This is a genomic window from Bacteroides sp. 1001136B_160425_E2, from assembly GCF_015559655.1.
GTDB classification, from domain to species: domain Bacteria; phylum Bacteroidota; class Bacteroidia; order Bacteroidales; family Bacteroidaceae; genus Bacteroides; species Bacteroides luhongzhouii.
This window is the reverse complement of the sequence record NZ_JADMQH010000025.1, coordinates 53,968-77,540: the sequence shown is the minus strand read 5'-3', so window position 1 is coordinate 77,540 and position 23,573 is coordinate 53,968. Positions and strand designations below refer to the sequence as shown.

Here is a 23,573-nt window from a genome sequence, read left to right as displayed (position 1 = left end):
GATGGATATTCCATTCGCGTCCATCAACGCAATGGCGATTGTGAAGTTCTCCATCAGAAGACACATGATGATGTAAGACTCACCACAGATTACACAGATTAATGCAGATCTTTCTATATTAATTCTTAAAAATCCTGCTGGATGTTGTAAGTACAGTCACCACTGCTATGAAGTCAGTCACCACTGCTATGAAGACAGCCACAACTACAAGACAACCACGATTATGAGAATGAAAAATCTACGTTAATCCGTGTAATCTGTGATGAAAAGTCACTATCTTTGCACATTGCAAAGCTGAAACAACAAAAATCACACTATATAATGGAAAAGAAATTCAAAAGAACCACCGTCACATCGGCACTTCCGTATGCGAACGGGCCTGTCCACATCGGTCACCTGGCTGGTGTATACGTACCGGCAGATATTTATGTGCGCTATCTGCGTCTGAAAAAAGAAGATGTATTATTCATCGGAGGTTCGGACGAACACGGGGTACCTATCACAATCCGTGCCAAGAAAGAAGGAATTACTCCGCAGGATGTAGTAGACCGTTATCATGCGCTGATAAAAAAATCATTCGAAGAATTCGGTATCTCATTCGACGTGTATAGCCGCACCACTTCACCGACACATCACCAACTGGCTTCTGATTTCTTCAAAACATTGTACAATAAAGGCGAATTCATCGAAAAAACGTCTGAACAATATTACGACGAGGAAGCAAAAACATTCCTTGCCGACCGTTATATCACCGGAGAATGTCCCCACTGCCATTCGGAAGGCGCTTACGGTGACCAATGCGAGAAGTGCGGAACCTCGCTTTCTCCTACGGATCTTATCAACCCGAAAAGTGCCATCAGCGGCAGCAAACCGGTAATGAAAGAAACCAAACACTGGTATCTTCCTCTCGACAAGCACGAAGCATGGCTGCGCAAATGGATTCTGGAAGATCATAAAGAATGGCGTCCCAACGTATACGGCCAATGCAAGAGCTGGCTCGACATGGGACTGCAACCACGTGCCGTGAGCCGTGACCTCGATTGGGGTATTCCTGTACCGGTAGAAGGAGCAGAAGGTAAAGTGCTCTACGTATGGTTTGACGCTCCTATCGGATACATCTCCAACACCAAAGAACTTCTCCCCGACAGCTGGGAAACATGGTGGAAGGATCCTGAAACCCGCCTGATCCACTTCATCGGAAAAGACAACATCGTGTTCCACTGCATCGTATTCCCCGCCATGCTGAAAGCAGAAGGCAGCTATATCCTGCCGGACAACGTGCCGAGCAACGAATTCCTCAACCTCGAAGGAGACAAAATCTCCACTTCCCGCAACTGGGCTGTATGGTTGCACGAATACCTGGCCGACTTTCCCGGCAAACAGGACGTACTCCGCTACGTACTGACCGCCAACGCACCGGAAACGAAAGACAACGACTTCACCTGGAAAGACTTCCAGGCACGCAATAACAACGAGCTGGTAGCCGTATACGGTAACTTCGTGAACCGTGCAATGGTATTGACTCAAAAATACTTCGACGGACGCGTGCCTGCGAAAGGTGAATTGACCGACTACGACAAAGAAACGCTGAAAGAATTTGCAGACGTAAAAGCCGAAGTGGAAAAATTGCTCGACGTATTCAAATTCCGCGACGCACAAAAAGAAGCTATGAACCTGGCACGTATCGGCAACAAATACCTGGCCGACACCGAACCGTGGAAACTGGCAAAAACAGATATGGAGCGTGTAGGTACCATCCTCAACATCTCCCTGCAACTAGTTGCCAACCTTGCCATCGCCTTCGATCCATTCCTGCCGTTCAGCTCGGAAAAACTCCGCAAAATGCTGAACATGAATACTTTCGAATGGTCTGAGCTGGGACGTGACGACCTTCTTCCTGTAGGTCACCAGTTGAACAAACCGGAATTATTGTTCGAAAAGATCGAAGACGCCACTATCGAAGCACAAGTACAAAAATTGCTTGATACAAAGAAGGCAAACGAAGAAGCCAACTACAAAGCTAATCCTATCCGTCCGAACATCGAATTCGACGACTTCACGAAACTGGATATCCGTGTAGGTACCATTCTTGAATGTCAGAAAGTGCCGAAAGCGGATAAACTGCTGCAATTCAAAATCGACGACGGACTGGAAACACGTACCATCGTATCGGGTATTGCCAAGCATTATCAACCGGAAGAACTGGTAGGCAAGCAGGTTTGCTTCATCGCCAACCTTGCTCCGCGCAAACTGAAAGGTATCGTCAGCGAAGGTATGATTCTAAGTGCCGAAAACAACGACGGCAGTCTGGCAGTTATCATGCCGGGACGTGAGGTGAAGCCGGGCAGCGAAGTAAAATAAGAATTTTCAATTGCGCCTACAGTATAGGCGCAATTGGAAATAACTAATTAGCTTTTTGCCGACAATTTTACAAAACATATCCACTTGTGAACGCACTGCGTTCACAAGTGATTACACCTACCTACCATACAACTTATCCAACAGAAAGTAGAAGAATGGAAGAAAGAATTTTCCGAACAGCAACAAGCAAAGATACTATCCGATAAAGTAAAATAATAGCATGAGCGAGAATCAGTCACTAAAAGAGAAAACAGCCAAAGGATTATTTTGGGGAGGATTCAGCAACGGCATACAGCAGCTGCTCACCCTTGTTTTCGGAGTTTTCCTCGGGCGGTTACTTACTCCTTCAGACTATGGTATGGTAGGAATGTTGTCCATTTTCTCCCTCATAGCCAGCTCAATACAAGAAAGTGGTTTCACAGCCGCCCTTGTCACTAGAAAAGAAGTGACACATAAAGATTATAATGCCGTATTCTGGTTCAACATTTCAATCAGTCTGTGCTTGTATCTAGTGTTATTCCTGTGCGCACCACTCATTGCTGATTTTTACAAAACTCCTGAACTGAAACCGCTAGCCCGATATGCTTTCACAGGCTTTGTTATCGCTAGTTTGGGAATTTCCCACAGTGCCTATTTGCAGCGTAATCTGATGATTAAGCAACGGTCTTTATCCATGGTTATCGGAGTTACCATATCCGGCATTGCCGGAGTCACACTTGCCTATCTAGGCTTCTCATATTGGGGGTATGCCACACAAGGCATAGTTTATGTAGCCGTCAATACAGCTTGCAACTGGTACTTTTCAAGTTGGCGGCCTACGTTCGAATTCAATCTCGCTCCTATAAAACAGATGTTCGGATTCAGTGGAAAACTTTTAATCACCAATATCTTCAATCACATCAACAACAACCTGTTTTCCGTGATACTGGGTAAGTTCTACACCGAAAAGGAAGTAGGATATTACAATCAGGCCAACAAATGGTGTACAATGGGGCAATCTTTCATATCGGGCATGATAAACGGAGTGGCACAGCCGGTACTCACCAAAGTGTCGGACGACCTTGAACGGCAAAAACGGGTATTTCGCAAAATGCTGCGTTTCACCGCCTTTGTCTCGTTTCCTGCCATGTTGGGATTGTCCATTATATCGCAAGAACTAATTACTATTGCCATCACCGACAAATGGCACTCCAGCATATCTATCATGCAAATACTCTGTATTAGTGGAGCTTTTATCCCTATTGCAGGACTCTATCAGCAACTCATCATCAGCAAAGGAAAATCCCACATCTATATGTGGAACACCATAGTGCTCGGCATTATTCTACTCACGAGTGTCCTTTTGGCCCATTCGCACGGAATCTATGCCATGCTTGCCGTCTACGTATCCATCAATATATTATGGATACTGACGTGGCACTTCTTCGTGCAACAGGAAATCGGACTAAAGTTACACCATGCTTTGGCAGATATTCTTCCTTATGCTTTAATAGCCGCCACCGTTATGGTAATCACCTATTACTCCACCCGCTCCATCGAGAATATTTATCTCCGCCTGGCAAGCAAGATAGCACTCGCAGCAGCACTTTACGTAACCGCCATGTGGGGCAGCCGTTCGGTCACCTTTAAAGAAAGCATCCAGTACTTCATCAAAAAGAAGACACATGAACCCAAATGATCTTGCCACCAAATACCGCCTTCTGAATAGTTCTTTCAAAAAGACGATGATTTATCACATAGGTATAGACGCCGGATTCTTTACCGAATACACCTATATGCTCCATGCAATGCTCTATTGCCTGCAACACAAAATACAGTTCAAGCTTTACTCCGACGACGCCAACTTCGGATGGGAAAAGGGCTGGGAAGACTGTTTCGCACCTTTCTGCGAGCAAGTGCACGAACCGTTTCATCGCACCTACAACACCCATCGCCTGCCTTCATGGCAAGCATTGATGAAAGACAAAAAACTATCTAAGAAGAAGTTACTGAAATGGAAACTGAAAGTAATCTGCAAGAATATCATCGGAAAAGCCCTTGCTTTCTTCACGTATGGCAAACCGGTATTGCTCAACTTCCAAGTGACGTTCAACCCCAACCAGCATTTCCATATCCCCGAACTGGGAATAGACGGTGACTACCTCCACACCTTCCAAAAGCTGACGGAAATCACCTGGAAACTCAACGACACCACCGCACAGGAATGTCGCCAATTTGCTGCCACCCTGCAACTTCCGCCTCAATACGCAGGATGCCAGATACGCGGAGGAGACAAGATAACCGAAACCAACCTGCTGCCACCGGAACACTACATACGCCTCATCAAAGAAAAGACAGCCATCCGAGACGTCTTTGTATTGACCGATGACTACCGCCTCTTCGAGCAAGTGCAAACCCTTGCCCCGGACATACACTGGTACACCCTTTGCAGCCCCAACGAACAAGGATACGTCAACAGCGCCTTCACACAGACCACCAAAGAGCTGAAACAGAAACAAATGGCACGTTTCCTCTGTTCGATACAACTATTGATGGATGCTTCCGTCTTTATAGGAAGTATCACCACCGGCCCCAGCCTGTTCCTGTTGAAGAAGTTCTATCCGGAGATCAATCCGGCGGACTGTCTGCTCACGGATTTCCCGCAGGCATCCGTCCTCCCCATTCCAGGACGTGGGCGAGTGGCCACCGAATTTATGCAAGGAAACTTAAAGTTATAGTAACTTAGCAATATAATTACTACATTTGCAAGACAACGTGCATTAACCATTTCCGATGAACAAGAAATATACAGCCGAAGAGCTTGATTTATTACATGCCGAACTTTACGACATATTGGGAGAAACCATCCGGGTGTGCCAGAAGTACGATATTCCCTATTTTGTGATAGGCGGCACAGCTATCGGCGCACTCTACGATCAGGGTATTCTCCCTTGGGATGATGATATAGACATCGGCATGACGCGGGAGAATTACAACAAATTCTTAAAAGTAGCACCCGGGGAGCTAGGCCCTTCCTACTTCCTTTCATGGATAGAGACAGACCCTCACACCCCCTATTACTACGCGAAGGTCAAGAAGAACAACACCCTTTTCGTAGAAGAAATGTTCAAGAACGTCCCGATGCATCCGGGCATCTTTGTAGATATCTTCCCGTTCGACAGAATCCCCGACAACAAACTGTTGCGGCAAATGCAATCCGGCATACTCGGCTTCCTCAAATGCTGCCTGATGGGAAAAGAAATATGGATGTGGAAACACTTCGGCAAATGCGAAATAGAGAACCCTACAAACCGGGGAGCCTTCTCCTGTCTCCTGAACAGAATAGTCGACTCTCTTTTCTCTAAAAAAGCAATTTACCGGATGCTGGTATCCGTGCAAAGCTGTTTCAACTCACGAAACACCCGCTACTACAACAACGTCATGGCAACCGCCGACCACGTGACCGTAGAGAGTATCCGCCACCTGCAACCGGTGAAATTCGGTCCCCTCACCGTGACCGCTCCCGATGATCTGGAAGGGTTCCTGCGATACAACTATCCGACTTTGCATCGATTTACAAAGGAAGAACAGGAAACTGTGAATAACCACTACCCTGCCGCCCTGTCATTCAGTACAACCCCAAAACAAGAACTATGAATATGAAATCCGCTTTAGTAGACGTCCCGGTACTTATCCTGTTCTTCAACCGCCCGCAACAACTCTCGCAAGTGTTCGAGCAAGTGAAGAAAGCACGTCCGTCCCGGCTCTTCCTCTATCAGGACGGAGCACGAAACGAGCGCGATTTGCCCGGAATAGAAGCCTGCCGTGAAATCGTATCACAGATAGACTGGGAATGTGAAGTAGAACGCCTTTATCAGGAAAAGAATTTCGGCTGTGACCCTTCGGAATATATCTCACAGAAATGGGCCTTCTCCAAAGTCGACAAATGCATCGTATTGGAAGACGACGACGTGCCCTCCGTCTCCTTTTTCCAATTCTGCAAGGAGATGCTGGATAAATACGAACATGACACCCGCATCAGCATGATTGCCGGATTCAACCCCGAAGAAATCACCAAGGATATGCCATCCGACTATTTCTTCACTACCACCTTTTCCATCTGGGGATGGGCGAGCTGGAAACGGGTAGTCGACCAATGGGACGAGTTTTACAGTTTCCTGGACGACTCATTCAACATGCAACAGCTTGAGCAACTCATCAAGGAACGCAAATTCCGGAGCGACTTTATCTATATGTGCCAGCGTCACCGGGAACAGCAGAAAGCCTTTTATGAAACCATCTTCCACGCCTCTATCCTGTTCAACTCCGGACTAAGCATCGTGCCTACCCGCAACATGATAAACAACCTCGGAGCAACGGCAGATTCCACCCATTTCGCTGGCTCGGTCCACACCCTGCCCAAAGGCTATCGCCGCATCTTCACCATGAAACGTTACGAAGTGGACTTTCCGCTGCGGCATCCCCGCTATGTCATTGAAAATGTAGCATACAAGAAAAGTGTCTACCGCATCATGTGTTGGGATCATCCGTGGATCAAGATAGGGCGTTCGTTCGAAGAACTGTTCCTCAACCTGAAATACGGCAATTTTTCTATCATTACGAAAGCTGTCAAAAACCGAATAAACAAATGGCTGAAAAGAAACAAGCACCATTAAAGAAGTTGCTTACTATTTATTTTTACCATACCCGCCTCACACGGGAAAGTTACGAGGAATGGAAAGAATATAAATTCCCCGGGCATATTTTATACGGACTTCCTCTGCTGGAAAATTACGGAATACATTCCGTAATGCACAAATGCAAATATTTCTCCAGTCGCCTGAAGCTCATGTTTTACGCCACCAAAGAGATTCTCTTCTGCAAGGAAAAATATGACGTACTCTATGCCACCTCTTTCCGAGGAATAGAACCCGTCATCTTCCTCCGTGCGCTGGGACTGTACCGCAAACCCATCGTCATCTGGCATCACACGGCCGTCGTCACCAACCCCAAACCATGGCGCGAACAAATCTCCCGCCTTTTCTACAAAGGAATCGACCAAATGTTCCTGTTCAGCCGGAAACTGATTCAGGACTCGCAGAAAACCCGGAAAGCTCCGTCCCACAAGCTTAAACTGATACATTGGGGCCCGGACCTTCCTTTCTACGACCATCTGCTGGCAGAAATGCCCGACCGGAAGCCCGAAGGATTTATCTCCACCGGCAAAGAGAACCGGGACGTGGACACCTTGCTTCAGTCATTTGCGGCAACCAACGAGGAATTGGATTTATACATTGCCGTCTCATGCGGCAACATCAACTATAAAAAGATACTCGACCGCTATTCAGTGCCCGACTCCATCCATATCCACTATACCGACGGAGTGATTCCCTACGAACTGGGAAAACTGGTAGCCCGCAAAAGCTGCATCGTGATCTGCTGTCTGGACTTCCCCTACACCGTAGGACTGACCACTCTTGTGGAAGCATTTGCCCTCGGCATCCCCGTCATCTGCTCACGCAACCCCAACTTCGAAATCGACATCGACAAGGAAGAAATCGGCATCACCGTAGAATATAACGATGTACAAGGCTGGATAAACGCTATCCGCTACATCGCCGGCCATCCCGAAGAGGCACGACGCATGGGAAAGAATGCACGCAAGCTGGCAGAAGAACGCTTCAATCTCGAAATCTTTTCGCGCGAAATAGCAGAAAGCTTACTGGAAATATCAAACATTTCCTCTAAAAAACGTACATTTGCATAAACTTTTGCCCATGAGAGTCCTGATTATAAATACATCTGAACGAATAGGAGGAGCGGCCATTGCAGCAAGCCGGTTGATGGAGTCACTGAAAAACAACGGTATCAAAGCCAAAATGCTGGTGCGTGACAAACAAACCGACCAAATCAGTGTGGTCCGCTTAAAAAGTAACTGGCTACAAGTGTGGAAATTCATGTGGGAACGGATCGTTATTTGGAGTGCCAATCGTTTCCGCCGATACCATCTGTTCGATGTTGATATTGCCAACACAGGGACAGACATCACCTCACTCCCGGAATTCCGCCAAGCCGACGTTATCCACCTGCATTGGGTCAACCAGGGAATGCTCTCGCTGAAAGATATACGGAAAATACTCACTTCCGGCAAACCTGTGGTATGGACCATGCACGATATGTGGCCATGTACCGGTATCTGCCACTACGCACGGGAATGCAAGAACTATCAGCAGGAATGTCACGACTGCCCTTACATCTACAAAGGCGGCAGCCGGAAAGATTTATCTTACCGCACTTTCCGCAAAAAACAAAAGTTATACAGCTACGCTCCCATCCATTTCGTCACATGCAGTCAATGGCTGAAGGAACAAGCCCGGACCAGCGCATTGTTCGAAGGGAAAAGCGTCACCAATATTCCGAACGCTATTAATACCAACCTGTTCAAACCCATGAACAAAAAAGAAGCACGTGCCAAGTTCATGTTGCCGGAAGGTAAGAAACTGGTTTTGTTCGGCTCGTTAAAGATCACCGACAAACGAAAAGGAGTCGACTATCTCATTGAAGCCTGCAAACTGCTGGCAGAAAAGCATCCGGAATGGAAAGAGTCATTGGGGGTAGTCGTATTCGGCAACCAGTCACAGCAATTACAGGAACAACTTCCTTTCCATGTCTACCCGCTCCCTTACATCAAAAATGAGCATGAGGTGGTAAATATCTACAATGCCGTAGACCTCTTCGCCATCCCGTCTCTGGAAGAGAATCTTCCTAACATGATTATGGAGGCAATGGCATGCGGAGTACCTTGTGTCGGCTTTAACGTAGGAGGTATCCCCGAAATGATCGACCATCTGCACAATGGTTACGTGGCACAATACAAATCTTCGGAAGATTTTGCCAATGGTATACATTGGATATTGACGGAACCGGAATACGATGAACTCTCCGCACAAGCCTGCCGCAAGGTCTTGGGCAATTATTCGGAGAGCATCGTCGCAAAAAAATATACAGATGTCTACAATAAAATAACAGGGAAATATGCATAGTGTCCATCCTACTCCCAAGTTCTCTATTATTACGGTGACGTACAATGCTGAAAAGGTATTGGAAGACACGATTCTGAGTGTTATCTCACAAACCTATCATCATATAGAATACATCATCGTAGACGGAGCTTCCAAGGATGGAACCCTCTCTATCATCAACCGCTACCGCCCGCACATACACACCGTTGTCAGCGAACCGGACAAAGGGCTGTATGACGCCATGAATAAGGGCATCGCTCTTGCCAGCGGCGATTATCTCTGTTTCCTGAATGCGGGTGACTGTTTTCACGAAGACGACACGCTGCAACAAATGGTGCACACGATCAACGGCAGCGAACTGCCCGATGTGCTCTACGGAGAAACCGCTATCGTAGACCAGAACAGACACTTCCTGCGGATGCGCAGATTGTCCGCCCCCGAAACGCTCACCTGGAAAAGCTTCAAACAGGGTATGTTAGTCTGCCATCAGGCATTCTTCCCCCGCCACACACTGGTAGAGCCCTACAACCTGAATTATCGTTTTTCTGCTGATTTCGACTGGTGCATCCGTCTTATGAAAAAAGCGCGCACCTTACACAATACCCATCTGACGATTATCGATTATCTGGATGAAGGAATGACTACCCGCAATCAGAAAGCCTCTCTCAAAGAGAGATTTCGTATCATGGCAAAGCACTACGGGCTGATTGACACCGTAGCACATCATGCATGGTTTGTGATTCGTGCGGTGACTCACCGGTAAAGCTAGTTCCCATTAAAATGTTGCGGGCAGCGCAAGCAATTGATACATCAGCGTACGTGCCATACGTATCTGTCCTTTTGTACTGGGATGTAAACGGTCATACCCTGCGTCGTAGAAGTAAAGCAGTTGTTCTTCCACCATCGGATTCAGCCCGGTTACCGCATTAAAATCAATCACGGGCACTCCCCACACATTACCGGCCTCCTTGACAGCCTGTACGTAGGCATCCACATATTCACCACAACTATTCTGATAGTTTTCATCCGGTTGCACGTTCTTCTCTCCAAAATCCGCCTGGGAGCGGTGCAACGGAGTTAATAGTACAATCTGCTTATCCGGGAACAGTTGTTTCAGTCTGTTGATTCCTATGTTGATACGTCCTTTATACGTGTTTTCATCCATTATAGGCGTACGTTTCTTGCGGGTTTCCAGCTTTTTGGTCTGTCCACGGGCTGCCATCACCTGTTCTTCTGTTTCCGTAAACCACTCTCCGATAGGCACACCGTCATTAAAATCATTCGTACCCATCAGAATCAAGATAGCATCCACTTCTCCCCCGTGTTCCTGCTTCAGTTTCTCAGCCTGGCGGGGCACATCATTCCATTGTCTGCCGCTGATACCATATATATAAGGAGTAATCCCCAGCCATTCCTGCAGGAAGTCCCAGTATTTCTTTATCTTGTCACCATAGCAGTTGGGATCTGTAATAGAGTCTCCCAAATATCCCACTCTTTTTCCTTGCCACGGATGCCGGACAGCTCCATTATTCGTTTCAGCAGAGTTTGCAACTTTAGATGTTTGATTCTGTCCGCACAGAAAAGAGGAACAGAAAAACAGAATGGTACATGTGAGTAATAATTTGCTTTTCATCGGTATTATACATTAAATGAGAGATTTGTATCTAATATCCTGCAAATGTAATTCAAAAATAGGTAGTTTCAATCAATTTGGGCATTCAATCTCATCCATACAACCGGACAGACAAACGGGGCCCTATTTGACTATTCTTGCTAAAATGCAGGTTTACAGTATTTTTTCATCAAAGTTATCATTGAGTTCTACACCTAAAATCCTATCTTTGTCACAAACTAAAAGAAAAATTGGATGTTTAACTCATTTTCATTCCATAAGGATTCCGTTCTGTAAATAATCTGTAAGCCTTCCTCTCATTACAGATTATCCCTTATGTTTTCTGACATACTCTTGTCAGAGTTATTTTCTATATCTAAATTTTAAACTATTTGTATGGTCAAATGATCACAAGCATCGTCACATGCCTTCATTTACCGTACAGCTAAAACATTAAAAAACAATGAGTAACGAATTAAAAACAATCCACGAATTCGATTTCACACTGATATGCAATTACTTCAAAGGACTAAAACGCCAAGGTCCGGGAAGCCCTGAAGTCACACAAAAAGCTCTAAGTTTCACCAACGAACTGTCTGACAAAGCTAGAATAGCCGATATTGGCTGCGGCACAGGCGGACAGACAATGACATTGGCTAACTATACGAAAGGACAAATCACAGGTATCGACCTTTTCCCCGATTTCATCGAAATATTCAACAGAAACGCAATAGAAGCCCATTGCGAAGACAGAGTAAAAGGTATCGTCGGCTCTATGGACGCTTTGCCGTTTCAAGAGGAAGAACTCGATCTGATCTGGTCCGAAGGAGCTATCTATAATATAGGATTCGAACGCGGCATGAATGAATGGAACAAGTTCCTGAAGAAGAACGGATTCATCGCTGTAACGGAAGCATCCTGGTTCACCCCGGAACGCCCCTCCGAAATAGACGACTTCTGGATGGCTAATTACCCGGAAATCGATACGATTCCGAGAAAAATAGCGCAAATGGAAAAAGCCGGATATATCCCGACAGCCCATTTCATCTTACCGGAAAATTGCTGGACCGAGCATTTCTATGCTCCCCAATTCCCGGTTCAGGAAGCCTTTCTGAAGAAGTATGCGGGAAATGAAGCTGCCGCAGACCTCATCGCCGGTCAACGGCACGAAGAGAGCCTATATAATAAGTATAAAGAATACTACGGCTATGTATTCTATATAGGACAGAAAAGAGATTGACTATCTGCCGGAGAAGTTAGCAAGATAGGATAACTCTCCGGCATTTATTATCCTTTATTTTGCAGAAGATATGGAAACGAAAGATATAAATAAGGAAGAATATCAGTTACGGATCAACAAAGTGACCGATTATATCCATCAAAACATTGACCAACCGTTATCATTACAGAAAATGGCGGGTATCGCATGCTTTTCCCCTTTCCACTTCCACCGCGTATTTACAATCCTGACCGGCGAAACGCCTACGGATTATATCAAACGCACCCGGATTGAAAAAGCAGCTCTATTATTAAAACGAAACAAGGAACTTTCCGCCACCGAAATTGCCGCCCTTTGCGGCTTTAGCAGCCTTTCGCTGTTAAGTCGCAATTTCAGGCTGCATTTCAATATGACAATCCGGGAGTTCCGGTCACTAAAATAAAACGCTAAAGAATATGGAAAAAGAAAATAAGATTCTGATTTTTCGAACTTCTATCACCAAAAAATGCGACATCAAACGCATAGGAAAACTTTTGGCAGAGTTCCCTCAAATAGACAAATGGAATGTGGATTTTGAGGATTGGGAGAAAATATTAAGAATCGAGTGCAGTGATATCACTGCACTCGAAATATCGGAAGTACTCCGGAATAATCATATTTTTGCCAGCGAACTGGAATAAAACGGAGGGGAGAAAGTCTCAAACTCCCAACAATTGTTTCAATTCGGCCATTCCTTCAGAAGCCCCCTGCTGAATTACATGTATCGAACGGGAAGTATGTGTATCTACCGGTTTCGGATCAATCAGATACACCTCTGCTCCTCTCGGTACATAATGAAGCAGCCCCGCCGCAGGATATACATTAAGCGATGTACCGATAATGACGAAAATGTCCGCTTTCTCCACATATTGAATAGCCGTTTCAATCTCCGGCACAGCTTCTCCAAACCATACAATGAAAGGTCGTAATTGAGTGCCGTCGCCAGCCTTGTCTCCCATCTTCACTTCATATTCTTCCGGTTTCAGCTCTTTTATAAATTGAGGATTATATGGATCTCTGCTGGAACATACTTTTGTCAGTTCGCCATGCAGATGAATAATGTGGCTGCTTCCGGCGCGTTCATGCAGATTATCTACATTCTGTGTCACCACCGTTACATGGAAATTTTTCTCCAGTTCCGCCAACAACTCATGCCCACGGTTCGGTTTCACCTCCAACAACTGTTTCCGGCGTTCATTATAGAAATTAATCACTAGAGCCGGGTCCCGCTGATAACCTTCAGGAGTAGCCACCTGCTCCACAGGATATTTATCCCACAAACCGCCTGCATCGCGAAATGTACTAATCCCGCTCTCGGCACTCATACCCGCCCCCGTCAAAACTACCAGATTTTTCATTACTATTCCTCCTTCTTTTTTTAATAGCCACACAAATGTAATCAGAATCATCGAATAAAAGAACACTTTTTTACGCTTAATCTAATCCGAAGCATACGAAACTAAAAATGCAAGATACTGATAATTGGCAGCATTTATGCCAACATTTATCCGTCTGACAGCTGCCAGACAATTAATTGCCTGCATAAACAAACCTAAACAATAAGAATAAACAGATTAAATTCCACCAACAAAAGGACTAATTCTTTAAAAAAAAGCGATTAACTTTCACAGATATAAGAATTTTTAAATAGCAAATGCTAAATCATTCAAATAAAACACGTACTTTTGCGTTTCATAAATTTGCAATTGATTGAAAGTTAAAACCATGAAGGTGATACATTTCAATCGCCAACAAAAAACATTATATGGATAAATTCAGTTACGCTATTGGCCTCGGAATTGGTCAAAACTTATCAAGCATGGGAATTGGAAACCTTGCGGTAGAGGATTTCGCACAAGCAATCAAAGACGTATTAGAAGGTAATCAGACAGCTATCAGCCACAATGAAGCCCGCGAAATAGTGAACAAATATTTCGAAGAATTGGAATCTAAGATGGGTGCCGTTGCTATTGAGCAGGGACAGGCATTCCTCGAAGAAAACAAAAAAGGACCGGGTGTAGTTGTCCTTCCCAGCGGATTACAATATGAAATCATCAAAGAAGGGACAGGTAAAAAGCCGAAAGCTACCGATCAGGTAAGATGCCATTACGAAGGCACATTGATTGACGGTACACTGTTCGACAGCTCTATCCAACGTGGAGAACCGGCTGTATTCGGTGTCAACCAAGTAATCCCGGGATGGGTGGAAGCTTTGCAGCTGATGTCGGAAGGTTCTAAATGGAAACTGTATATTCCGTCAGAACTCGCATATGGCGCAAGAGGTGCCGGAGAAATGATTCCTCCTCATAGTACACTCATTTTTGAAGTAGAATTACTCGAAGTATTATAAATAAAAAATTTCAAAGCAAAATGAAAAAAGTTAGTATTTTTATGGCAATCGCCGCTGCAGCAAGTCTTGCTTCTTGTACAGCTCAAGCTCCTAAAGCAAATCTGAAAACAGACATCGACTCACTGTCGTATTCTATCGGTATGGCTCAGACTCAAGGTCTGAAGGGCTATCTGACAGGTCGTCTGGATGTTGATACTACTTACATGGCAGATTTCATCAAAGGTTTGAACGAAGGTGCAAACAAGACTAGCAAAAAAGACATCGCTTACATGGCAGGTCTGCAAATCGGTCAGCAAATCAGCAACCAGATGATGAAAGGTATCAACCAAGAATTGTTTGGCACAGACTCTACTAAAACTATCAGCAAAGAAAACTTCCTGGCAGGTTTCATCGCAGGAACTTTGGAAAAAGGTGGTATGATGACTATGGAAGCAGCTCAAGAATATACTCGCACAGCTATGGAAACAATCAAAGCAAAAGCTTTGGAAGAAAAATATGCTGACTATAAAGCTGAAAACGAAAAATTCCTTGCTGAAAACAAGACTAAAGACGGCGTAAAAACAACAGCAAGCGGTCTGCAATACAAAGTAATTACTGAAGGTAAAGGTGAAATTCCTGCTGACACTTGCAAAGTGAAAGTGAACTACAAAGGTACTTTGATCGATGGAACAGAATTCGACAGCTCTTACAAACGTAACGAACCGTCTACTTTCCGTGCTAACCAAGTAATCAAAGGTTGGACAGAAGCATTGACTATGATGCCTGTAGGTTCTAAATGGGAACTTTACATCCCGCAAGAACTTGCTTACGGTGCAAGAGAATCTGGCAACCAAATCAAACCATTCTCTACTTTGATTTTCGAAGTTGAACTGTTAAGCATCGAAAAAGATAAAAAATAAGAAAGTTCTTTTCTAAATAGAAAAAGGAAAGAGGCGCAAAACGTTTGCGCCTCTTTTTTTGCTTTTTCCTATTTTTTTTCTTGAAAAAGATGAATAATTAAAATAAATCTCTATATTTGCTTACTATTTGATAACAACAGGAAATTACAATTTATTATTATGGAAAGAATAGACAACCTCGACAGGCAGATCCTAGAGATTATCTCCCAGAATGCCCGCATCCCTTTTAAAGACGTAGCTGCCGAATGTGGAGTGTCACGCGCAGCTATTCATCAGCGTGTGCAAAGACTGATTGACCTAGGTGTCATTGTAGGCTCCGGTTACCATGTGAACCCGAAATCATTGGGCTACAGAACTTGTACATACGTGGGTATCAAGCTGGAAAAAGGCTCCATGTACAAATCTGTCGTAGCGGAATTACAAAAGATTCCCGAAATTGTGGAATGTCATTTCACTACAGGCCCGTACACAATGCTGACAAAACTTTATGCATGCGACAACGAACATCTAATGGATTTGCTGAATAACAAAATGCAAGAAATACCGGGTGTAGTAGCTACCGAGACTTTGATTTCTCTGGAACAGAGTATCAAGAAAGAGATTCCCATCCGCGTTGAAAAATAATTGTGATGGAGTTTCTAAATGAATATCACCTTGCAGGGTTATTCATCGGAATCTGTACCTTTTTGATTATCGGCCTTTTTCACCCCGTTGTGGTAAAGGCCGAATATTACTGGGGCACAAAATGCTGGTGGATATTCCTGGTACTCGGCATTGCCGGTGTAATTGCCTCATTAAGTATCGATAATGTGATCTTATCTTCTTTGTTAGGCGTGTTTGCGTTTTCTTCCTTCTGGACGATCAAAGAGGTTTTCGAACAGGAAGAACGGGTACAAAAAGGATGGTTCCCCAAGAATCCGAAGCGCAAATATAAGTTCTAGAAGCAAAGGATTACAGTTTTTTCTCGAAAGAATTTGCATAATTCGATGGAAAATACTACTTTTGTCACCGCATCCAGTTAATGGATACATCGGGCTTTTAGCTCAGTTGGTTAGAGCAACAGACTCATAATCTGGAGGTCCTTGGTTCAAGCCCAAGATGGCCCACAAACTAAGAGGCTCATTCCTAAGGGAATAGAGCCTCTTTTAGTTTGTAAACCCTCCAGATATAAGTCTGTTGCTCTTGATTATTTATTCCTATTTTAAGCAGATGTTGACTAATTGTTGACTAATTAAAATAGAGCTAATATGCTGACTATTAAAGCTGAAATTAAAAGGAGTGAACTAAAAGTTGACGGAACATATAACGTCAAGATTAGATTCACATTAGACCGCAAGGTAAAACGTTTATCCACCAACCTGTTTGTAACTCAACAAGACCTAACTAAATCCCTCAAATTTAAAGAGGATACTTCCATTAAGAGAGAGGTAGATAGGCTTGTTCTCTATTACAGGGAACAGTGTCTAAAACTGCAACTAGACCAAAATCATTATTCTTTGGATGAGATAGTTGAATTTCTGAACGGAGAACAGGAGAAACAACAGACCATTAATTTTATAAAGTTCAGTCGTGAATGGATAGCCTCAACTACAATCAAAGGTGCACCCAATTATACAACTGCCATTAATGCTTTAGTGCGTTTCATAGGTAAGGAGGAGTTGGATATTAATCTAATTACTCTTGACTTCTTAGAAGACTTCAAATCATTCTTGAATAAAGAACGTGAGATACGGACTAAAAGATTAATGCAGCAAGGCAAACGTGTTCCTTCTAATCGTTCACTCTCCCTTTATTTGATAAGTATCAAGAAGTTGTTCAATGAAGCCAAGAAGAGGTATAATAAGAAGGATAAGAATTTAATCTTAATTCCCAACTCACCCTTCATAGAACTTGAAATACCCAAACAAGAAGCTACCCGTAAAAGAGCTATATCCGCAGATATTATAAAGAAGGTATGGAAGTTACCATATAAGGACATGAAGAAGGGTTACAAAGCTACGTGCCGTTATAATTTGGCTAAGGATTGCTTCATTCTCTCATTCTGCCTTATGGGTATGAACTCAGCAGATTTATACAATGCCACTGAAATGAAAGGCAATACAATTACATATAATCGTACAAAGACTAAAGACCGCAGACTGGATAAAGCTCAAATGAAGGTTGATATACCTAAATTAGCCCAACCGCTCATTGAGAAGTATAAGGATAAAACAGGTAAACGCCTCTTCAATTTCTATCAATATTACGTTGACGAGAAAGGTTTTAATAAAGCCATAAACTATGGTTTAAAGGAGATTGGAAGATTATTGGAGATTGATGACTTGGAATATTATGCAGCGCGCCACTCATGGGCTACCATAGCACTCAATAAAGTAGGAATTGACAAATATACAGTCCATGCAGCGTTAAACCACGTTGATGAAACAATGAGGGTAACGGACATCTATATTGAGCGGGATTTCGTCAACGAGAACAGGGCTAATGCGAAGGTCGTGAAGTACGTATTTGGAAGAATGTAATTACATTCTGTAGCAGTTTGTAATGCTGTTCTATTGCATAATGGGACAGCATTATTTATCTTTACAGCACTAATATAAGAAGCGATATGAGAGATTACATACTACCAATTCCAGAATTAAAAAGGATAGAACCCATACTCACGGAATACTTTGGCTATAAGCGTGCCATGTTTGAGAATGAGCTGTTAGCAACTTACTACCATGAATATCCCAGCGGAATCAGTGAAGATATTTGTAAGAACTACATGACAGACCATTCATTTCTAAATACTATTGCAGTAGATAACGGAGTATTTGATTATAAACGGTATGCTTCCAAATCCATTTCTACCAATAAGGCATTTAATCCAAGTAGCTTCATTATGGATTCAGAACACAATATACTTGTCACTCTGCCAAGTAATAATATGTTGGAAAGGCTGATTGATTTATTACAGAAGTATGGTGAAACTGACAATGACGGAGTAATTGGAATAAGTTTGCTTGTTGTAGCTACCATATATGAGAAGTATAAGAATGGTGAACTTTACACAGAAGTTACCATATCAGAGAACACACTGCCTTATCTGGAACAAGTCCGTCCAGAGATGTTAAAGCTATATGAGTTGCTGAATACCAAGAGATACTCACCTTCCAAGAAGAAGGAGCTAAGGGTATTCAGTCCTATAACCATTGATAACGGAGTTAAGAAGATTACTCTTGATAACTCTTGCTATTGGCTGACAGATTTATTGGATAACTATCTTCACATCTATTTAGGAGTAAACAGTTTGGAAGAAGCCCAACAGGAATTGAAGGAAGTATATTCACAGAAGAAGGGCAGGAAAGCCAATAATGCAGCCCATAATCTAATCATGTATGGTACATTCCACCTGTTACAAAGATATTCCTCATTAAAGACCAAGAGTGAACAGATACGCATGACTTTAGGCTACATGGAATTATTATTTGAAGCGGACAGTTTCAATAATGATGAGAACTACACCAATGCAGCAATAGCCTATTTGGTAAAGCAAGGCTATAAACCACAATGGAAGCCCAAGCAGACAGAAGACTACAATTTCTCACCCAATAATCAATCTACAGAACATCTCTGGTAATTAATAATCTACCAATCCTCACAGACTACCATGTAATTACGTGGTAGTTTTTTTATATCCTCATATTAGCTAACTTGCTGATACACTACTATCTAAAGAATAGCCTTGAAATGGCTCTCTATTCTTTATTACCCACCTTCTAACTATTCCTCACCTTTGCAATGTAATCAGAAACAATAAGGCGCCAAGTTGATGATTACAGAGTATTAATAAATAAGTATCACCCATTAAAATTGATAACAATGGAAACTATTAAAATCACTAAAGAGGAATCAACCAGAGTATTTAACTTGTGCAATAAGGCATCTTACTTGAATGTTCGCTTCAAAGAACAGAGAGGCAAAGCATATATTAAAGTCTCTGCAAAGATTGGAGGTATGAAATATATTGCTACGTGTTGGGCAGATGATGAATTAATAAAAGCAGTAATGGACGCTTTGAATGATAATAATATTAATTTAGAGGAATATCTAAAGAGTGAGCATACAGCAATTGAATCTAAAGGATTGGAATTTCAGATGTTTAAAGATGACGTAGAGAATTTATCTGATATGACTTTCACTGATGATTATATTAGTACAAGCGGATTTGATTATCTTTGTGCTCACACTGCGTATCCAAGAGGACGTGTAATCTACTGTTTGAAACGTACAGTAGAAGTAGAGAACTACCTTGAAGATAATGGATTGTTTTAAAGTATTAACAACGAGAGAGGAGCTAATCACTCCTTTCTCTTTAACTTACAGACATGAAAGAGATACTTTATAATTACGGTAATACAGAAGCCCACAATACTATCAAGAAACTTATGCTTAGAGGTGAGAAGCTTACAATAGGCTTCTTCAATGAGGACATAACCAATTACTCATGCGCATGGATTGAATCAAAAACTGTTAGCGCATTTAAATATGTTATCTTTAAGGAAGATAACGTTTACTGGCTTATGAACTACCTTATCAATGGTGAGGTTGAGGATATAGATGCGAAGCCATTCGGAATACAGGGAGAGATAGAAACAGAGGAAGACTTCCAGTTATGTATGTTGAAGAACTTCATTGAAAGCAAAATGACAGTACAGTTCAGTCCTCTGCCTAGAGACGGAAGCGGATTTGTAAGAGCCATATCGGCATTTGATAACGGGAAGGTGATATTTAAATTAAAGAAGACAGACGAGCTGTTGGAATATCTAAAGGAACGTGACTTTATTTTACTTTAATAAATGGAAACCACATATATCGAGATTGATTCACCGGACAAACATCTGTCAGATGTATTAGAAGAAATACCGTCCAATGTCATTCTTTATAAGACCCTGACAGGTATCGGTGCGACTTATAGCGAGATTAAGGCTCAAAGACATTCCATCATTATAGAACCGAACGTTCCTGTAATAATCGGTAAATGTAACTCTGCCAAACATAAGAATGACAATTTGCTGGGTGTCTATGAGGGTGTCACTACTGACAGGATTATCAAATATCTAGGAGCAAGCAGGGGGAAATATTATAAGATACTCACTACACCCGAAAGCTTCACGAAGGTTAAAGATGCGTTTCTGATATTTAACGGCAAGATATATAATACCTGTTTCCTACTTATTGATGAAGCTCACAAGACTATAAAGGACGTGGATTATAGAAGTGATATTGTCCTGCCTATGAATGACTTCTTCAAGTTCAAGGGGAAGGCGCTGGTATCTGCAACTCCGCTTAAATTCAGTGACCCACGTTTTGAAGAGAACGGTTTCAGTATCATTAAGATTGAACCTACATACGATTACGCTAAGGAGATTGATATAAAGCCTTCAACCAACATATTAAGGGAAGTTTGGGAGGAATTTGGTTGGATGCCATTCATAACAGGACAAGACAAAGACAGACCTTTCTTCATATTCATAAATTCTGTAGATATTATCTACTCTATAATATCCCAACTTAAACTGTTTGACAAGTCTTCCGTATTCTGCGCCCCCAAGAGCATAGACAAGTTAAAGCAGAATAACTTCAACCGATGTTATGAGAACTGGGATATAGAGAGAATGAGCCAATACAACTTCTTTACCAGTCGCTTCTTTAATGCGGTGGATATTGAACTGGACTTCAAGCCTTATGTCATACTGGTTACTGATGTGTACTTTGCAGAACAGACGATGCTTGACCCATATTCCGATGTAGTCCAGATTATAGGCAGATTCAGGAATGGAATAACAGCTGTCACCCACGTTACCAATACCAAGTACGAACTGCCACAGAGAACCGAGGAAGAACTAGATGAGTTTGTCAGGACAAGCGAGGAAGTATATAATACACTCAAAACATTTTATGATGCGGCAGCCAGTAAAGGGGCAAGGGTAGCATATAAAGCTGCAATGGACAGTTTGCCATTCAATCAGATGTTGGACATCGATGGTAACAAGAACTGGTTTGCTGTTGACAACTATATAAATGATGCACTGGTAACTGGATATTATCGGGATGCGAAGTCACTTCAACGGGCTTATGAACAGCATAATGATATATTAACGCCTTCCGTATTTACATTGTCCGACCGTCCCGCCCTTACAGATGAAGACCTACGATTCAAACGGGGATTGAAGACGCTTAGCACAAAGGATAGGAGAACGCAGATTGTCAAGTTACTGGAATATCTAGGCAATAATGACCTTACAGAACAGGAACGTGAATTTAAAGCTGATTTGAGAAGAACGGATTCATTCATAGTTGAAGCATACGAACTGGTAGGTAAGGAAGTGATTGAAGAACTGGATTACTCCTATCCTGAAATCAAGAAGCGGATGATAGTTGCACAATACCTGTTGGGAGCCAAAGGAACGGAGACTATCCAACTGATAAAGACCTCATTCAAGGTAGGAATGAAGTACAGACTAACCTATATTAAAGAAGAACTGATTCGTATATTCGAGTTATTGGGAGTTACTCCGCCTAATAAGATAACAGCCCAAAGTATCAATTCATACTTTGAAACTAAAGAAGTGTGGATTAAGAAGGATAAAGCCCTGTTGCTTGTAAGAGAGAAAGTGTAATATAGCCATTCAACCTTTTAGGGAAGAATGTTCAATATATATACCCCACCTCATAAAAGGTTGAATATGCTATAATCCTGATAGTCCGGTTATCACTAACTTGGATTATCGGGATTTGTTTTATCCTGTAGTCTGTCATTCCCGATTGTGGTATAATGGTTAGGCAATGCCATTGACATTTATTACCTTTGCAGTACCTCAAATGACATAACATTCAGATTATCTGCAACCTACCGAGATTCATTACTACTAACCTATTCTAATCTTATTAATTACTATGAAAGAACTTACCTATCATGAAATCAGAATTAAAGCCTTGAAGAATAATGTACGGGACAATAAACTTCAAATCGGAATGTGGGCGCAATTTAATGGCTACATGAAACGCAGGGTACACAGGAACGGAAGATATTATACTGTATATATCCCATTACAAAGACTAACCGATTAATTATGATAATCCATTTACCTACAGGAAAGCAGTTTGCCAACAGGAAGGAAGCCAAGATTTACTTTGGTACAGCCTACTATTACAAGTTGGAACGGGAGAAGAGAGATTTGTTATTTACCGATAATGTTCAATCAGCTACTAATGAATATTGCCAAACAACATCTAATAAACAGGACAAACATAAGAACTCATAATGCTACCATTAATAAGTCAATGATTAATGCCTTAAATGAGCCTGACCTGTATAGATTCTTCTGTCTGTCCCTATATAGAAACAGCTATTATAATGTAAGACTACGGATTGAAGATATAGCCAAGATTACAGGTGAGAAGAAAGGTGTATTAAAGAATTTCAATAAGAGTATGGACACGATATTGACAAGAAAGAAATACCCCAGCCCAATCAACCACCCTGTATATGAATTTACAATGAGAAGTCTGTATAAGATACCTGCCATGGATTACAAAGGCTTTATCACATTATCCCATAAGTTTACCCAAGTTAAGCTAAGTGTGAAAGTGAAAGGATATTATATCAAGCTATTACTAATTGCAGAGAACAATACTATTCCTCTTACTAACATAGAAATAGCTAATAAGTTGGGAATAAGCAAGAATACAGTATTCAAATATAATATTGAATTATTTCAGGCGGGATTGTTAAAACTGTTTCCCGACAGGTTGGAACTTACTCCTAATGAATTACTAATAAGCAATGATGAAGCCAAACAAAAGAAAGAATGGCATCCCATTACAGGAGATTTATTACCTAATATAACTCTTAGCTTTAATAAGTAAGTAAAGAGGTCATTTTATACCTGTTATTAATTATATTAAGAGAGGGTATAATTTGACCTCTGACTGTAATATATAGTCTTTATATGCTTATGAAGTCGAATTAATAATGACAGGGATAGCATTTGATAAGAATACTACCACTACCTTTTAATGAGATTCATATTATAAGGTTGGGGCTCTC

Annotated in this window: 25 protein-coding genes, 1 tRNA gene and 1 pseudogene; 25 read left to right on the top strand and 2 right to left on the bottom strand. The window is 42.3% G+C overall.

What is annotated here, in order from left to right:
• From I2I04_RS20845 to I2I04_RS20805, 9 genes and pseudogenes are all read left to right on the top strand, one after another.
• Positions 1–76 (top strand): annotated as a pseudogene (locus I2I04_RS20845) (transcriptional regulator); the annotation flags it as partial.
• Positions 77–321: 245 nt separating this feature from the next.
• A complete protein-coding gene (metG, locus tag I2I04_RS20840; RefSeq protein WP_195655803.1) occupies positions 322–2,361 on the top strand; it encodes a methionine--tRNA ligase in 2,040 nt (679 codons plus the stop codon).
• 220 nt (positions 2,362–2,581) lie between these two features.
• Positions 2,582–4,039, top strand: a complete 1,458-nt coding sequence (locus tag I2I04_RS20835; protein WP_195655802.1) for a lipopolysaccharide biosynthesis protein — start codon at positions 2,582–2,584, stop codon at positions 4,037–4,039.
• Complete coding sequence (locus I2I04_RS20830; RefSeq protein WP_195655801.1) at positions 4,026–5,078, top strand: hypothetical protein; 1,053 nt, start codon at positions 4,026–4,028, stop codon at positions 5,076–5,078. Before I2I04_RS20835 ends, I2I04_RS20830 begins: the two co-directional genes overlap by 14 nt.
• 55 nt (positions 5,079–5,133) lie before the next feature.
• Positions 5,134–5,997, top strand: coding sequence for a phosphorylcholine transferase LicD (locus I2I04_RS20825; RefSeq protein WP_143258949.1), 864 nt, complete (start codon positions 5,134–5,136; stop codon positions 5,995–5,997).
• Entirely contained in the window at positions 5,994–7,016 is a 1,023-nt protein-coding gene (locus I2I04_RS20820; RefSeq protein WP_185911569.1) for a hemolysin activation protein, read from the top strand. Before I2I04_RS20825 ends, I2I04_RS20820 begins: the two co-directional genes overlap by 4 nt.
• A complete protein-coding gene (locus tag I2I04_RS20815; RefSeq protein WP_143258948.1) occupies positions 6,989–8,107 on the top strand; it encodes a glycosyltransferase family 4 protein in 1,119 nt (372 codons plus the stop codon). The genes I2I04_RS20820 and I2I04_RS20815 overlap by 28 nt, the downstream gene beginning before the upstream one ends.
• 10 nt (positions 8,108–8,117) lie before the next feature.
• Positions 8,118–9,383: a glycosyltransferase family 4 protein gene (locus I2I04_RS20810; RefSeq protein WP_195655800.1), complete on the top strand. Its 1,266-nt coding sequence runs from the start codon at positions 8,118–8,120 to the stop codon at positions 9,381–9,383.
• Entirely contained in the window at positions 9,376–10,125 is a 750-nt protein-coding gene (locus I2I04_RS20805; RefSeq protein WP_195655799.1) for a glycosyltransferase family 2 protein, read from the top strand. Before I2I04_RS20810 ends, I2I04_RS20805 begins: the two co-directional genes overlap by 8 nt.
• 12 nt (positions 10,126–10,137) lie before the next feature.
• Here I2I04_RS20805 and I2I04_RS20800 read toward each other — a convergent pair whose 3' ends face one another.
• Complete coding sequence (locus tag I2I04_RS20800) at positions 10,138–10,995, bottom strand: SGNH/GDSL hydrolase family protein (RefSeq protein ID WP_195655798.1); 858 nt, start codon at positions 10,993–10,995, stop codon at positions 10,138–10,140.
• A 442-nt stretch (positions 10,996–11,437) separates the two neighbouring features.
• Between I2I04_RS20800 and I2I04_RS20795 the strand changes: the two genes are divergently transcribed.
• The 3 genes from I2I04_RS20795 to I2I04_RS20785 all read left to right on the top strand — a co-directional run bounded on the left by I2I04_RS20795 (position 11,438) and on the right by I2I04_RS20785 (position 12,873).
• On the top strand, positions 11,438–12,214 hold the full coding sequence (locus I2I04_RS20795) for a class I SAM-dependent methyltransferase (protein ID WP_195655797.1): 777 nt from the start codon (positions 11,438–11,440) through the stop codon (positions 12,212–12,214).
• 70 nt (positions 12,215–12,284) lie between these two features.
• A complete protein-coding gene (locus tag I2I04_RS20790; protein ID WP_143258943.1) occupies positions 12,285–12,635 on the top strand; it encodes a helix-turn-helix domain-containing protein in 351 nt (116 codons plus the stop codon).
• A 13-nt stretch (positions 12,636–12,648) separates the two neighbouring features.
• Complete coding sequence (locus I2I04_RS20785) at positions 12,649–12,873, top strand: hypothetical protein (protein WP_143258942.1); 225 nt, start codon at positions 12,649–12,651, stop codon at positions 12,871–12,873.
• A gap of 18 nt (positions 12,874–12,891) precedes the next feature.
• On the opposite strand, the gene I2I04_RS20780 is transcribed toward I2I04_RS20785, so the two are convergent.
• Complete coding sequence (locus tag I2I04_RS20780; RefSeq protein WP_143258975.1) at positions 12,892–13,590, bottom strand: SIR2 family NAD-dependent protein deacylase; 699 nt, start codon at positions 13,588–13,590, stop codon at positions 12,892–12,894.
• Positions 13,591–13,997: 407 nt separating this feature from the next.
• Here I2I04_RS20780 and I2I04_RS20775 point away from each other — a divergent pair, with 407 nt between their 5' ends.
• The 13 genes from I2I04_RS20775 (at position 13,998) to I2I04_RS20715 (ending at position 23,392) form a co-directional block, all read left to right on the top strand.
• Positions 13,998–14,582, top strand: a complete 585-nt coding sequence (locus tag I2I04_RS20775; protein ID WP_143258941.1) for an FKBP-type peptidyl-prolyl cis-trans isomerase — start codon at positions 13,998–14,000, stop codon at positions 14,580–14,582.
• 20 nt (positions 14,583–14,602) lie between these two features.
• The gene (locus tag I2I04_RS20770) at positions 14,603–15,481 is read left to right on the top strand and encodes an FKBP-type peptidyl-prolyl cis-trans isomerase (RefSeq protein ID WP_143258940.1); all 879 of its coding nucleotides are present in this window, start codon (positions 14,603–14,605) and stop codon (positions 15,479–15,481) included.
• A 159-nt stretch (positions 15,482–15,640) separates the two neighbouring features.
• Positions 15,641–16,105, top strand: a complete 465-nt coding sequence (locus I2I04_RS20765) for an Lrp/AsnC family transcriptional regulator (protein WP_004302580.1) — start codon at positions 15,641–15,643, stop codon at positions 16,103–16,105.
• Positions 16,106–16,110: 5 nt separating this feature from the next.
• On the top strand, positions 16,111–16,422 hold the full coding sequence (locus tag I2I04_RS20760; RefSeq protein ID WP_004296605.1) for a DUF4491 family protein: 312 nt from the start codon (positions 16,111–16,113) through the stop codon (positions 16,420–16,422).
• Positions 16,423–16,513: 91 nt separating this feature from the next.
• Positions 16,514–16,587, top strand: a tRNA-Ile gene (locus tag I2I04_RS20755).
• 141 nt (positions 16,588–16,728) lie between these two features.
• Positions 16,729–18,000, top strand: coding sequence for a phage integrase SAM-like domain-containing protein (locus tag I2I04_RS20750; RefSeq protein ID WP_117809465.1), 1,272 nt, complete (start codon positions 16,729–16,731; stop codon positions 17,998–18,000).
• Positions 18,001–18,086: 86 nt separating this feature from the next.
• Entirely contained in the window at positions 18,087–19,100 is a 1,014-nt protein-coding gene (locus tag I2I04_RS20745; RefSeq protein WP_195655796.1) for a hypothetical protein, read from the top strand.
• Between the two features lie 242 nt (positions 19,101–19,342).
• The gene (locus I2I04_RS20740) at positions 19,343–19,795 is read left to right on the top strand and encodes a hypothetical protein (protein ID WP_117809467.1); all 453 of its coding nucleotides are present in this window, start codon (positions 19,343–19,345) and stop codon (positions 19,793–19,795) included.
• Positions 19,796–19,848: 53 nt separating this feature from the next.
• Entirely contained in the window at positions 19,849–20,316 is a 468-nt protein-coding gene (locus I2I04_RS20735; protein WP_117809468.1) for a hypothetical protein, read from the top strand.
• A gap of 3 nt (positions 20,317–20,319) precedes the next feature.
• Complete coding sequence (locus I2I04_RS20730; protein ID WP_195655795.1) at positions 20,320–22,143, top strand: DEAD/DEAH box helicase family protein; 1,824 nt, start codon at positions 20,320–20,322, stop codon at positions 22,141–22,143.
• A 277-nt stretch (positions 22,144–22,420) separates the two neighbouring features.
• Positions 22,421–22,594 (top strand): hypothetical protein, encoded by a 174-nt coding sequence (locus I2I04_RS20725; RefSeq protein WP_005679021.1) that lies wholly within the window; start codon positions 22,421–22,423, stop codon positions 22,592–22,594.
• 2 nt (positions 22,595–22,596) lie between these two features.
• The gene (locus tag I2I04_RS20720; protein ID WP_008649611.1) at positions 22,597–22,788 is read left to right on the top strand and encodes a hypothetical protein; all 192 of its coding nucleotides are present in this window, start codon (positions 22,597–22,599) and stop codon (positions 22,786–22,788) included.
• On the top strand, positions 22,718–23,392 hold the full coding sequence (locus I2I04_RS20715; RefSeq protein ID WP_410489791.1) for a hypothetical protein: 675 nt from the start codon (positions 22,718–22,720) through the stop codon (positions 23,390–23,392). Before I2I04_RS20720 ends, I2I04_RS20715 begins: the two co-directional genes overlap by 71 nt.
• Positions 23,393–23,573: the final 181 nt, after the last annotated feature.